Below are 13,481 nucleotides of genomic sequence, written 5' to 3' on the forward strand. Positions count from 1 at the left end.
TTATTTTCACCTCTTTTTATTAAGCCTTTAATCCGTTTATAACAACATCTAATAATTGATCTATTGTATTTATCATCTTAGCATTTGCCTGATATGCATGTTGAAATGTTATTAAGTCTGTCATTTCTTCATCTAAAGAAACCCCTGATACAGATAATCTCTGCTCTTCATAAGATTCAAGTTCACTTGCAACTGTTGTAAGATTTTCTTTAGCTGCTTTTACATCTATACCCAAATTACTAGTAATTTTTATATAATAATCTTTTATAGTAGATCCTTCTTTATCAGTTGTTAAATCTTGATTTATTGCAGTATCTTTGAATTTAATTCCTGTACCTGAATATTCCTTACTATCTCCGCTACCTACATTTCCGTTAAAGAACTTATCTCTAGTTATTCCATCTATTTCAAAAGCAGTATAATCAATTTTTAGTTTACTTGATAAATTAGCTATTGCAAGTGCTCTTGTTCCAGCCTTATCCCCTTTAATATCTGCTATATCTTCCCCACATATTAATTTACTTGAATCATTCTTTATGGCAGAATTTAAAGATATATTTTTTGCATTTATACCATCATCTGTTGTTCCATCTTTAACAACAAAAATCAATTCTGCACTGGTTCCATCTGAATACTTTAATCCACCAGTTCCGTCTAAGCTTCCTGTTTGTATAGCATTAACTGTATATGCTAAACTTATAGCCAATTTATCCAAATCATCCATAGCATTTTGTATTGATTCTTGCGCTGACTGATTACCTGCTATTTCACCACTCCTTATGCCATTTCCAGAATTGACCATAACCTTTTTCAAGTCATCTATACTTATTCCAGTAGCATCTACTGCAGTACCATCTGTCTTAGTTATATTCCCCTTACTATCTGTTAAAACTACTCTAGTTTCTAATAAACTATCAATTGTTTCTTGCTCTTTGCCTTTATCACATTTTACTTTTATAGTTACTGGATCTTTATCATTTCCAAGTTTATTATAAGTTAACTCTAATTCTCCATCTCCTGTTTTCTTAACATCACTAATATATGAAAATCTCAAATATTCATCATTAGGACTTGATGCAACTAATTTATTAACTCCATCTATTGATACTCCTGATTCTGAAGCTGTAACATTTATAGTTTCATACTTATCCCTATCAACATTAATTCCAAACTTACTACTCAATTCATCTAATAAATTATCCCTTTTATCCATCAAATCATTTGGTGTCATACCAACTGCAGCAACACTTGATATTTGCTTATTTAAGCTATTGATTGAATCTAATATATCATTTATTTCTTGTACATTTTGACCAAGTAGCTTTTGAGCATCACTCTTCTTTTGTTCAAGCTGAGTATATTTGCTATTAATCATATCCGCTAAAGCAGCAGCTTGTGAAATTGCTACATCTTTATTACTTGTCTTTTCAGGCGCTTTAGAAATTTCTTGGAAAGCATCGAAAAATTCATTCAAAGCATTTTGGATACCAGAATCTGATGAATCATTAAGAATACTTTCTGTTTGATATAAGTATTGGTATTTAATATTCAACGTCCCAGATTCTGTAGTTTTATTACGAACTTGATAATCCAAAAATGTATCCCTAACTCTTTGTATCGCAGTAACTTCTGCACCTGTACCAACTTGTCCTACTGTGCATGTATCAAATCTTGAAGCACCACCAAATGGTCTTGTAGTTTCTATTACAGATCTTTGTCTAGAATACCCTACTGTATTTGCATTTGCAATATTGTGCGATGATGTATTGATGTTAGATTGTTGTACATTTAATCCTCTCTTCGAAATATTAAACGTGTCAAATAAACCTGCCATTTTATCCTACCTTTCATTTTTTAACATCCCTGTATATATTCAACTTCCTATCTTTCAATAATTAATATATTTTTATATATACCTAAGCATATATTGTAAGTGTATATATTTAAAATTATTTAGTAAAAGTAAAATCAGAAATTTAAAATTTCCTTGCATTAACTTTCACAACGTCCTTTCATCCTTAATTGTACTCTTGATATCTACCACTCCATACATTATCAATTGTACATTGACTATGAATTATTTTTTTAAACTTCCATAAGAATTATAAGTTTTAATTTCTCTGCTTGGATTTAATATAGCAAGCATCCTAGAATTAAAACTTAGTCTTTGTTTTAGTAATATATCATTTGTTTCTTTTTTTACTTTAACCTCATCCAATGTCTTTTTTATATTTTCATAAGCTTTTTTCAGTTCTTCGTTATTTTGTTCTGAAACAAACTGTGTCAAACTATTATTTCCCATTAGATTTCTTCTTCGGAGCTCTACTTCTGCTACTCTTTTACTGCAATCATTGATTTGATCTACCAAGTCTTCCAATCCAAATAGATTTTTGTTAACAATAAACTCATATTGCATCTGAAGTAATTCCATCAATTCTTTTAACCTGTTGTCCTGCTCTTTTATTAATCCAATAAGTTCATTTAACATTTAGCTTATTTCTCCTTCATCGCATATAATAAACTCTTAGCTGTAAGCCTTGCATCTATATTATAAGTTCCGCTGTCTACCTTAGTTCTCAGTTCTGCTATTTTTTTAGAATTATCTATTTCACCATTTAATGAATACTCTTGAAGACTTTTACCTAATGATGAAATTTCTATTCTATCAGTAGACTTGGTATTTCTCATTTTATCCATTTGTGTTACTTTACCTGAAGTATACGAATTTATATATGATTGATTACTTATTCTACTAATACTCATAAACATTTCTCCATTCTAATTTTCTTATTTATTTATCGTACACATTAAAATTAAGTTTAGCATTATTAATATTAAGATTTTGGATAAAATAAAAAAACTCCTATAAAAGGAGTCTTTCTTATTATTTTAAATTTCTTATTCTCTCAACATTACTTACAATGCTAGTTATTCTTACACCAAAGTTTTCATCAACTACAACTACTTCCCCAAGTGCTATTTGCTTACCATTTACTAATATTTCAACTGGCTCTTCTGCAAGCTTTTCTAATTCTATCAAAGATCCAGTTCCAAGATTTAATATATCTTGAATACTTTTTCTTGTTCTACCTAGAACAACTGAAATATCTAGTGGCACATCCAATATTAAATCCATATTTTTCATTGGAGGTACACCTTGTTGTGGAACTAATGGTTCAAATGCAGCTTGGTGTACTTCAACCGGCTGCTGATATTGCGGTTGTGCATACTGTGGCTGCTGATACTGAGGTTGTTGATATTGTTGTTGTTGCGGTGCATATTGTGGTTGTGGAGCTTGAACTGGTTGTTCTATTTCTTTATTTTGAATAGGTTCACTTTGTTTCACTGCTTCCACTTCCTCTTGACCTTTATCTTCCCCAGTCATTATTGCAACTATATTTTTAGCAGTCTCAATTGGAAATATTTGCATTATATTACTATCTACTAAATCACCTATTGTTAATCTAAATGAAACCTTAACTATAGGTTGATCTTCTGATATATCGTCAGAAATTGCAATATCATCATTTTCTATAACCTTTGATGTTGGTGGTGAAATATCAACCTTTCTTCCAAACATTGTTGCCATTGATGTTGCTGCAGAACCTATCATTTGATTCATAGCTTCTGATACAGCACTAATTTCTATTTCTGATAATGTTGTAAGATTAGCCTCTATTTTTCCATCTCCACCCATCATCAAGTTTGAAATGACAGCTCCATCTTGTATTTTAATAATTAATATATTTCTTCCCACTATTCCTTCTATATATTTAATATCTAAAATTATATTTGGAGTTTCAAATCCTTGTCTTATTTCTTTTAATGTTGTTACAGATACAACTGGTGTAGTAATATTCACTTGTTGATTTATTAATTGATATAATGCTGTTGATGCAGACCCCATTGAAATATTACCTATTTCCCCAAGAAGATCTTTATCTATTTCTGTTATTAATTCTTCATCTGCTTTATCTGTACTTGTATCACTAGTATCTTCACCTGATAATAATGCATTTATTTCTTCTTGAGATAAAAAATCATTGCTCATACCCATTCACTTCCTTATCTGTTATATCTAATATCATAACTCCCATATTTTTTCCTGTCACACCTGGCTTTGCATAATAGCATTCTTCATCTCCTACATATACTTTTATTGGGGACGAACTCTTATTATCAAGTTTAATTACATCACCTATATTTAATCTTAAGAAATCATCTACAGTTAAACTGCTAGTTTTTCCAAGTTCAGCTATTATTTCAACATCAACTTTATTAATGCCTTCTTCTATCTTAACCCTAGATTCAGCTATTAAGTTTTCATCTATATTGGTAAAGGCATACTGCACTACCAATTTATCAAGTATCTTTTCAATGCTTAAATATGGAATACACATATTTATAAAAGTGCTTCTTTTGTTCATTTCTACTGAAAAAGTTATTAATGCAACTGGATCATTAGGTGCCATAGTTTGATTAATTGCTGGATTGGTTTCTATACCTTCAACTTCCGGCTCAACTTCTACAACTGATTCCCAAGCTAACTTCAAGTTACTAATCATACCACTTGTTATTTGTTTCATTATATTTTTATCTATATCTGAAAATTCCTTAGTTTCAGTTTTCCTAGTTCCATTTCCACCAAGCAATATATCAATTACCTGCAAAGAAAATTGTGGATTTGTCTCAAACAATATTGTTCCAGATAATGGTGGCATTTTGAATATTGTCATAATAGTTGGATTTTGCACAGAATGAATAAATTCCTCGTATGTTATCTGCTCTACAGTTTCTATCTTTACCTTAACATTTTGTCTTGTCTGGCCTGTTAGATAATTAGAAATTATTCTTGCATAATTATCATGAATTAATTCTAACGTCCTTATATGTTCTTTTGAAAACTTCTGTGGGCTTTTAAAATCATATAATTTGACTTTGTGTTTATCATCATCTTTTCCCACTTCTTCAGCTTCCAATTCACCTGTAGATAAAGCTGATAACAGAGCATCTATCTCATTTTGTGATAAAACATCTGCCATATTCCACCCTCATTTCAATAATTAATTTAACAGTTTGTCTATATCTATTATTGTCAAAAGTTTATCTTCATAATTCAATATACCTTTTATATATGGTTGTGCTTTATTTGAATCTTTTTCAAGCTTTTGTATACTATTTTCTTCTATATCTAAAACTTCTTCTACTTCATCTACAGAAATACCTATTTCTTCATCTTCAACTGTTAGTATTATTATATTATTTTGCACTACACTTGAATTAACATCTAATAATAAATTTATGTCAACAAGAGATTTAATACTTCCACGTAAATTAATTAGTCCTTTAATATAACTTGGCGCCTTTGGAACTCTCGTAATACCCATCATATCATTTATTCCCTGAACACGTTCAGTTTCTACTGCGAAATGCTCATCTCCAAGTTTAAATACTACAATCTGCATATTCTCCCCTCCTTTTATTACTCAAAACACTTTAATTCGTAAATAATATTAACCAATTACTTTCTTTATAGCTTCTAAAACTCTATCCGCTTGGAATGGCTTTACTATAAAATCTTTTGCTCCAGCTCTTATAGCGTCCATAACCATTGATTGTTGCCCCATTGCTGAACACATTATTACTTTTGCATCTGGATCAAATGCCTTTATTTGTTTAACAGCTTCAATCCCATCCATATCAGGCATTGTGATATCCATTGTTACAACATCTGGCTTTTCTTTTTTATACATGTCTACTGCCATTACTCCATTGCTTGCTTCCCCAATTATTTCAAAATCATTCTTTTCCAATATATCCTTTATCATCATTCTCATAAATGCTGCGTCATCTACAATTAAAACTTTCGCCATTTTAAACTTCCCTCCATAAACTTAACTTATTCCTATTGATTTTAATATTTTTTCCAAAGACCCCGGCATCGGGATATAATAAAAGTGTCCTCCTATATTTTCCTCTGTATCGTCTAAAAATACTGTTTCTATATCTAATATATATTCATCGTATTGATTAGATTCTATAAATGTTGTTGTAAGAATTGCTCCTAACATATCATATGCAACAGCTGGAACAGATGGCGCCATAGCTAGTCCAGTTAATTGAGCAATGGAATTCATATAAGATGCCGATATAATATTTGCAATCTCACATAATACCGATCTTCCCATTTCGCTATCTGGTTCTTGATCACTTCCAACTAACTTTTTGGTTATATTTTTAGCTGTATCTTTTAAAAATACTAATAGGATGTTTCCTGAAATATCTCCAAGCACTCTTACTACAGTTCCTGCAACTGCACATTCTCCATCTTCTTCTACCACATCTTCTAATCTTACTACATTTACTGCCGGAACAGTCATATCTACTTTTTTTCCAAGTAACATAGAGAGAGCTGTTGCTGCATTACCAGCTCCTATATTAGACACTTCTTTAAGAGCATCTAGCTGTATACTATTTAAGTTAGAATAATCCAAGTTTATTTTCCCCCCTTAAAAAAGTTTCTATTTTTCATTTTATAGTAGCGCTCCTACATCCAATATTAAGGTCACTAGACCATTACCAAGTATAGTTGCACCTATGTATTGATCTAAATTCTTCAATGTCTTGCCTAAAGGCTTGATAACTATTTCTTGTTGTCCTAGTAGTGAATCTACTAATAAACCAATTGTTTTATCGCCTACATTAACTATTATAACAAATTTTTTATCAGTTTCGCTAGACTCTATATCCAAAGTTTCATTTAATCTTATTAAAGGAATCACATTTTCTCTATAAACTATTACTTCTTTTCCATTACTTCTCTTTATATTTTCTTCTTTATAATCAATTACCCTATCAATGAATCCTAAAGAAATTGCCAATGTATCTTCTCCAACTTTAACTAATAGAGCTTGTATAATTTGTAATGTAAGTGGTAATTTGATTACAAATGTTGAACCTTTTCCTTCTTCACTATATAGGTCTACAGTTCCACCAAGTGCTGCAATTTTTGTTTTAACAACATCCATCCCAACACCTCTACCAGATATATCAGTTACAACTTCATTAGTACTAAATCCTTGAGCAAAAATCAAATTCTTGATATCATTTTCTGATAGACCTTCTGTATTAATTCCTCTTTCTTCAGCTTTAGCTTTTACTTTTTCAACATTAATTCCGGCACCATCGTCTATAACTTTAATTAATGCCTTAGTTCCTTCTTGGTAAGCAACAAGCTTTACTGTTCCAACTGGTGTTTTGCCTTTAGCAACTCTTTCTTCTTTTGATTCAATTCCATGGTCAGCTGCATTTCTTAATAAATGAATTAATGGTTCTCCAATTTCATCAATTACAGTTCTATCTAATTCTGTTTCAGCGCCTTCTATTACAAAATTAATTTCTTTGTCAAGCTCAACAGATATATCTCTTATCATTCTTGGGAATCTGTTAAATACAGTATCTAACGGCAACATTCTTATTTTCATTACTAAGTCTTGTAAATCAGATGTTGTCCTTCCTACTTGTTCTAATGTTTCATTTAATTCTGGCGATTTTTGTGAAACAACTATTTGTTCAAGTCGTGTTCTATATATTACAAGTTCTGAAACCATATTCATCAAATTATCTATTCTCTCTAAATCAACCCTTACTGATTGATGTGCTTTTTTCATTTCTTTCTTAGGAGAAGCTTTCTTAGCTGCCGGTTGGTTTTGTTCTGCCTTAGGAGCTGCTTTAGGCTGTTTTGTATTAGATTCAGCTTTCTGTTCTTCTTTTTTCTCTTCAACTGGCTCTAACTCCACTAAATTTCCTTCGACCTTAACAACTTCTGATATACCATTTACCACTTGTAATATCTCATCAACATTATTTTTTGTTATTAGAATAAATTTTAATTCAAAATCAAATTCTTCATTTTCAATTTCTTCTGTTGATGGATCTGATTTTAATATTTCTCCATGTTCTTCTAAGTCTTTTACAATTAAAAATGCTCTAGCTGATTTTAAAAGAGTATTTTCACTTAAGGTTATATTTAATTCTATTGCATTATATCCTTTTTCATTAGCTTGCTTTATTACAGATGTATCATATTGGTTTAATTGCAAGCTTGTATTTGTCCCTGCTGGCGAATTATTTATTTCTACTTCTTTTGGGGCAATATCTCTACCTGAAACGCCTCTTTCTTTAATGTCTTCAAGTGCCTTCATAATTCCATCAATATCAACGCTTTCATCTGAGCCTTCTTGAACATTATCAACCATTCTTTCTAATGTATCCAGACAGTCAAACAAAACTGTTACTACATCTTGAGTAACTTTTAATTCTCCAGCTCTGAATTCTGCTAGCACGTCTTCCATTTTATGAGTTAATTCAGCAAGATCCGTAAATCCCATAGTTGCTGCCATACCTTTAATTGTATGAGCTACTCTGAAAATTTCATTTACTTTATCAGTATCTTCAGGATTTTGCTCTAAATCAAGAAGTGATTCATTTAGTGTCTGTAAATTATCTAATGACTCCTCTAAAAACATTGACATATATTGAGATGTATCCATCTTTATTCCTCCTTTTATACTTTTTTATAAATAAAAGTGGAAGCTTTTTCAAAGCCATAATCTCTATAGTTATATATACTTTCTGTAGCCCCTACAAATAAAAGCCCACCTTTTTTTAATGACCTACTAAATTTTTCATAGATTTCTTGTTTAATATCATTATTAAAATAGATGACGACATTTCTACAGACAATTAAATCAAAATTATTTTCATAACTATCGAGTATTAAATCATGTTTCTTAAAAGTTACCATCTTTTTGATTTTTTCATCGATATAATATTTATCGTCCACTATTTTAAAATATTTATTTAAATCTGCATTATTAACAGATTTCATTTCATTTTTTGTATATTCCCCTATTTTCGCCTTAGAAAGAATCGTATTATCAATATCTGTAGCTATTATATTATGATTTGATATTGGAGACAACTTATCCAATATAATTCCTAATGTATAAGGCTCGCATCCTATAGAGCAAGCTGCACTCCATATTTTCAAACTTGAATTATTAATTAATAAATTATTTTTTATTTGATTTTCTAACTCTTTAAAAAGTTCTGGATTTCTGAAAAATTCAGTTACATTTATAGTAATGAAATCTAAGAATTTTTGTCTTTGTTCACTATTATTTTTTATTAGTAAAGTATACTCATCTAAAGATTTAACGCCAACTCTTGTCATCAAACTATTAATTCTTCTATTAAGCTGTTCCGGCTTATATGCTGATAAATTTATTCCAAGTTCTCTATGAACCCATCTATGGAATTCATTAAAATCCATATGATTCCTCCTACCTTCCTTGTACAATTTCAATTATTTTTTCTGCAATTTTATTTAATGGCACTACTAAATCTACTTTTCGGGTTTCATATGCTGCTTTTGGCATACCATATATTGTACATGTGGATTTATCTTCTGATATTGTAATTCCTCCATTATTTTTTATATTTTTTGTACCATCAGCTCCATCTCTTCCCATTCCAGTAAGGATAACAGATAGAATATTAGGTCCATATAATTCAATTGCTGAATTAAATAATTTATCAACAGCAGGTCTTACTCCCCATATAGCAGGATCTTTATTTAAAATAATAGTTTTTCTATTGTCTACTATCATATGAGATCCGCCTTTTGCTATATATATTGTATTCTTATCTATATGCATTCCATTATCTGCTTCCACTACTTTAAGATTACATACTTTATCTAATCTTTCTGCAAATACCTTTGTAAAGCCTTCCGGCATATGTTGTACTACAAGAACAGGTACGCCCAAATTTTCAGGTAATTTAGTTAATACCTCCTGAAGCGCTTTAGGGCCTCCAGTTGATGCACCTATGAGTACCGCATCAATTTTTTTATTTTTAGGAATACTTATATTGCTCTTTTCAATATCTTTGTTAATAATTGTTTTTATATTATCTCTTGTCTTTAAATTAGCTTTTTTTTCTCTTTTACTAGCAGTAATGCTTTTAATTTCATCAATTAACCTTCGTTGTATTTTGGCTATATCTAATGATATGCTTCCTGATGGTTTATTTATAAAAGTAATTGCTCCATTATCTAAACATTCTAGTGTAATTTCAGATCCTTCTGTTGTAGCACTACTAAGCATTATTATAGGATAACTTTTTCCCATTCTTTTTAATTCCTTAAGTGTAGCCAATCCATCAAGATCCCTCATATGTACATCTAATGTGATAAGGTCTGGATTAATATCTTCTACTTTTTCTATTAACTCTCTACCATCTCTTAATTTTGCAACTACCTCAAAACTATCTTCTGACTCAATCATATCTGATATAGCTTTTCTCATAAATGCAGAATCATCAACTACTACTATTCTAATTTTATCCATCCATATCACCTCTTTTATAATTCAGTAACTCCTTGTCCTACAACTTTAAGAACAACCTGTCCATCGCTTGCTCTTAAAATCATAGTTCTTCCTTTATCTCCACCAATTTCTTCAGCAATTATTGGTATTCCTAATTTCTTAAGTGTTTTTTTCACAGCTTCACCGTTTCTTTTACCTATATCGCTTATCATACTCTTGTCACTAAAATTGAACATTGAAGCTCCCCCAGCTATTTTAGCCGTTATATTTCTCTTAGCGCACCCTTGTTTCTCCATTTTTTCAACTAGTAAAGGAATAGCTAAATCTGCGAATTTCATTGGGTTAGTAACATTTTTAAATTGTGTGCTATCTGGAAGCATTATATGAGATAAGCCAGCAACTTTATTCACTTTATCATACAAAGCTATTCCTATACATGATCCAAGTCCAATTGTCATTATTGCACCTGGATCTAGCACTAAATTTAAATCTGCTATTCCTACTTTTACCTCTGCATTAGTCATTTTTACCCCCTAAAAGATATTTTCTTCATCCTGAGTTGTTAATATCTTCTCTAAGTCTAATAAAATAACAATATTATTTTCTAATCTTATTAATCCACTAATATACTTTCTCTCTTTTGAGCCTGTTATAGCTGGAGCTTCTTCTATTAAACTTTCATCAATATCTCTTACCTCATATACATTTTCTACTATTATGCCAAATTTCTTCTCTTGCCTTTTTACAACAATTATCTGCCTTGTTTCACTTTCTTTATCTAATCCAAGATTAAACTTTTCTGATAAGCTTATTATTGGCAAAATGCTATCTTCATAATTAATAACACCTTTAACAAAATTTGGAGCATCAGGTAATAAAGTAGGTTCTTCATATCCTAAAATTCTTTCTACTGCTTTTATATCAGTTGAATATTTTTCTCCATCCAATCCAAATATCAACATTTTCACTTCATCTGTCGTCATTTTTTTCCTCCTACAAAACAAATTTTTCAATTATTATATCATTCTTTTTATCGAGATATGCTACTAAATCTTTTGATGAAATCTCCAATAATAATTGTCTATCTCCAAAGCAGAAAAGCGTATTACTATATGCTACCTCTGCTGTTATCTTGCCATTCTTAGGTACCTTAAGAATGGTACTAACTCCAGCTGTACTTCCAACAGTTTTTAATTTTATTTCATTACCAGCTATTAACTCTCCACCTCTACACACAGAATTATTACCAGTAAATTCTATATTCCCAAGTGCTAATATATTTGATGTATATTGACCCTTTCCTGTTATATATACATTTCCTGAAGATTCAATTTTAGCACCTTGGGCATAATCTATATATATGTCAGCTGCTGTAACACTAATAGCTTCCATATCATCAATTTCATCTTGTAATACATAACAAAATTCTGTAAGCTCTCCTGAGTCATTTATTTTTAATGGTCCTAAACCTAACATCTTATTTATAATAAATGATGTTATTTCACTCTCTTTAATGCCATTAGAAACATTATAATTTAAAATCTTTTTAGATAGTTCTGGTATCACTTTAAATTTATTTTCTATAAGCAATTTTATTATTTCACCATATCTACTTTTTCCTAATAAATTACCATCCTTCAACTGAACTGCTGAATCAATTAATTTTTCAATATAGTTTTTATATTGAATTATATTATTTGTATATGTCTTTACTTCAACATTGTCAGCACCTGATTTTACCGTAGAACTTAATACATTACCATTTACAACAACTTGTCCACAAGATTGTATTTCTGCGCTCTCTACATTCTTTCCAATACGAAGTTCTCCACCAGCAATAACCTTCATACCTTCTTCAACATTCTTTGCAATTTCAACGTTTCCAACAAAATCTATATTTCCACTTTTTAAGTCAACTTGCTCAATCTTATACACTCTGTTAACAGATATGGTGTTACCCTTTATAGATGGGCGTCCCTCCACATCAGATATAACTTTATTATTTCGAAGAGTACAATTTTCTCCTGCTTTCAATACTAACTTTTTAGATGTCTTTCTTTTTATTGCAAGTCCCAAAACATCAATACCATCTTTTCCTTCAGATCCTGGTATAAATTCGGCTAATACGTCGCCTACTACCGCATTATATATTAAATATCTATTTCTATAATCTACCTTTGAATCTTTTGTATCATAGTCTATTAATTCATTATTAGAATTGAAATATAATTTAATTTGATCAGCAATATCATCTTCTGCTGGTGTTCCTTTTGCTACTAATCGTTCTTTTACACTATATTCATTGCAAATATCTTCTAATTCTTTTTCTAATATTCCGTTTCTTATGCCTTTATCCTTTAATAATTCTTTTAATTCTTTTACAGTATATTTAGATGGATACTTTTCTCCAATTTTTTTCACATTTAATTTCAAATTTTTTTCATATTGAGTATCTACTAATTTAAATTCATTTTGCGGTTTAATATTAATTGTTAAATAAGCCTCTAATTTATTTGTAGTTATACCTATGTTTGCATTTCTTTCAACTTCTTGTTCAACAAACCTATATTCAACTTCATCATTTGAAGTAACTTGTGTTTTAGCAGTACACTCATTTCCATTAATAATCAATATTACTTCTTTGCATGGTTCTATGGTTATTAATGTACTTTCATCTTCAAAGTCTTTAACAATTATTTTACCATTTTCTACTTTTGCCCCATTATTTAAAATTTTTTCAGAAATGTATATATTATTTGTCGATTCTCTACCTACTTTTTTATTTTTAACATCATTATCGGCTGCACCAGCATCATTATCTTTAGTTAATTCTTTATTTTCTTCCAAGATTTCAATTTCAACTTTTCTTTTAAAGAAACGTTTCTCATCTTTTGTAATATTGTATTTTAGTTTTTCACTTGCTACATTAAAAGCTTTACTTGCTTTTGCAATGCACTCTTCTACAGATGAACCTGAAAATAACGAACCCATAATCAAACCTCCAAGCAATAATATATAATTAAGTATACCACAGCGCAAAATAAATTTATATCTAATATTTGTATAATATTATACCATTTAGATTAAAAT

14 protein-coding genes are annotated in these 13,481 nt (G+C 30.0%); all 14 read right to left on the reverse strand.

The genetic code is table 11. From position 1 onward, the window contains the following. Positions 1-19: 19 nt before the first annotated feature. The 14 genes from flgK to BN2920_RS18215 all read right to left on the reverse strand — a co-directional run bounded on the left by flgK (position 20) and on the right by BN2920_RS18215 (position 13,382). Complete coding sequence (flgK, locus tag BN2920_RS18150) at positions 20-1,834, reverse strand: flagellar hook-associated protein FlgK (protein ID WP_058296377.1); 1,815 nt, start codon at positions 1,832-1,834, stop codon at positions 20-22. A gap of 243 nt (positions 1,835-2,077) precedes the next feature. After that, positions 2,078-2,488 (reverse strand): flagellar protein FlgN, encoded by a 411-nt coding sequence (locus BN2920_RS18155; RefSeq protein WP_058296378.1) that lies wholly within the window; start codon positions 2,486-2,488, stop codon positions 2,078-2,080. Positions 2,489-2,493: 5 nt separating this feature from the next. After that, entirely contained in the window at positions 2,494-2,763 is a 270-nt protein-coding gene (locus BN2920_RS18160; protein WP_058296379.1) for a flagellar biosynthesis anti-sigma factor FlgM, read from the reverse strand. Positions 2,764-2,884: 121 nt separating this feature from the next. Then, positions 2,885-4,051: a flagellar motor switch phosphatase FliY gene (gene fliY / locus BN2920_RS18165; RefSeq protein ID WP_058296380.1), complete on the reverse strand. Its 1,167-nt coding sequence runs from the start codon at positions 4,049-4,051 to the stop codon at positions 2,885-2,887. After that, the gene (gene fliM / locus BN2920_RS18170) at positions 4,041-5,042 is read right to left on the reverse strand and encodes a flagellar motor switch protein FliM (protein ID WP_058296381.1); all 1,002 of its coding nucleotides are present in this window, start codon (positions 5,040-5,042) and stop codon (positions 4,041-4,043) included. The genes fliY and fliM overlap by 11 nt, the downstream gene beginning before the upstream one ends. A 21-nt stretch (positions 5,043-5,063) precedes the next feature. Beyond that, entirely contained in the window at positions 5,064-5,465 is a 402-nt protein-coding gene (locus tag BN2920_RS18175) for a chemotaxis protein CheW (protein WP_058296382.1), read from the reverse strand. A gap of 48 nt (positions 5,466-5,513) precedes the next feature. Continuing rightward, positions 5,514-5,873, reverse strand: coding sequence for a response regulator (locus tag BN2920_RS18180; RefSeq protein ID WP_058296383.1), 360 nt, complete (start codon positions 5,871-5,873; stop codon positions 5,514-5,516). A 21-nt stretch (positions 5,874-5,894) separates the two neighbouring features. Continuing rightward, positions 5,895-6,494, reverse strand: coding sequence for a chemotaxis protein CheC (locus tag BN2920_RS18185; RefSeq protein WP_058296384.1), 600 nt, complete (start codon positions 6,492-6,494; stop codon positions 5,895-5,897). 39 nt (positions 6,495-6,533) lie between these two features. Next, positions 6,534-8,552, reverse strand: coding sequence for a chemotaxis protein CheA (locus tag BN2920_RS18190; protein ID WP_058296385.1), 2,019 nt, complete (start codon positions 8,550-8,552; stop codon positions 6,534-6,536). A gap of 14 nt (positions 8,553-8,566) precedes the next feature. Then, positions 8,567-9,334, reverse strand: coding sequence for a CheR family methyltransferase (locus BN2920_RS18195; protein ID WP_058296386.1), 768 nt, complete (start codon positions 9,332-9,334; stop codon positions 8,567-8,569). A gap of 10 nt (positions 9,335-9,344) precedes the next feature. Beyond that, the gene (locus BN2920_RS18200; RefSeq protein ID WP_058296387.1) at positions 9,345-10,412 is read right to left on the reverse strand and encodes a protein-glutamate methylesterase/protein-glutamine glutaminase; all 1,068 of its coding nucleotides are present in this window, start codon (positions 10,410-10,412) and stop codon (positions 9,345-9,347) included. Between the two features lie 14 nt (positions 10,413-10,426). Next, positions 10,427-10,915, reverse strand: coding sequence for a chemotaxis protein CheD (locus tag BN2920_RS18205; RefSeq protein WP_058296388.1), 489 nt, complete (start codon positions 10,913-10,915; stop codon positions 10,427-10,429). 9 nt (positions 10,916-10,924) lie between these two features. Then, complete coding sequence (locus BN2920_RS18210; RefSeq protein WP_058296389.1) at positions 10,925-11,374, reverse strand: chemotaxis protein CheW; 450 nt, start codon at positions 11,372-11,374, stop codon at positions 10,925-10,927. Positions 11,375-11,384: 10 nt separating this feature from the next. Next, a complete protein-coding gene (locus tag BN2920_RS18215) occupies positions 11,385-13,382 on the reverse strand; it encodes a flagellar assembly protein A (RefSeq protein WP_058296390.1) in 1,998 nt (665 codons plus the stop codon). Positions 13,383-13,481: the final 99 nt, after the last annotated feature.

It is taken from the genome of Clostridium neonatale, assembly GCF_001458595.1.
GTDB classification, from domain to species: domain Bacteria; phylum Bacillota; class Clostridia; order Clostridiales; family Clostridiaceae; genus Clostridium; species Clostridium neonatale.

Coding starts and splice junctions, on each gene's coding strand:
- BN2920_RS18190 (WP_058296385.1), bottom strand. CDS start 8,552: ATGGATACATCTCAATATATGTCAATGTTTTTAGAGGAGTCATTAGAT.
- fliY (WP_058296380.1), bottom strand. CDS start 4,051: ATGAGCAATGATTTTTTATCTCAAGAAGAAATAAATGCATTATTATCA.
- BN2920_RS18195 (WP_058296386.1), bottom strand. CDS start 9,334: ATGGATTTTAATGAATTCCATAGATGGGTTCATAGAGAACTTGGAATA.
- BN2920_RS18175 (WP_058296382.1), bottom strand. CDS start 5,465: ATGCAGATTGTAGTATTTAAACTTGGAGATGAGCATTTCGCAGTAGAA.
- BN2920_RS18215 (WP_058296390.1), bottom strand. CDS start 13,382: ATGGGTTCGTTATTTTCAGGTTCATCTGTAGAAGAGTGCATTGCAAAA.
- fliM (WP_058296381.1), bottom strand. CDS start 5,042: ATGGCAGATGTTTTATCACAAAATGAGATAGATGCTCTGTTATCAGCT.
- BN2920_RS18160 (WP_058296379.1), bottom strand. CDS start 2,763: ATGAGTATTAGTAGAATAAGTAATCAATCATATATAAATTCGTATACT.
- BN2920_RS18155 (WP_058296378.1), bottom strand. CDS start 2,488: ATGTTAAATGAACTTATTGGATTAATAAAAGAGCAGGACAACAGGTTA.
- BN2920_RS18180 (WP_058296383.1), bottom strand. CDS start 5,873: ATGGCGAAAGTTTTAATTGTAGATGACGCAGCATTTATGAGAATGATG.
- BN2920_RS18200 (WP_058296387.1), bottom strand. CDS start 10,412: ATGGATAAAATTAGAATAGTAGTAGTTGATGATTCTGCATTTATGAGA.
- flgK (WP_058296377.1), bottom strand. CDS start 1,834: ATGGCAGGTTTATTTGACACGTTTAATATTTCGAAGAGAGGATTAAAT.
- BN2920_RS18210 (WP_058296389.1), bottom strand. CDS start 11,374: ATGACGACAGATGAAGTGAAAATGTTGATATTTGGATTGGATGGAGAA.
- BN2920_RS18205 (WP_058296388.1), bottom strand. CDS start 10,915: ATGACTAATGCAGAGGTAAAAGTAGGAATAGCAGATTTAAATTTAGTG.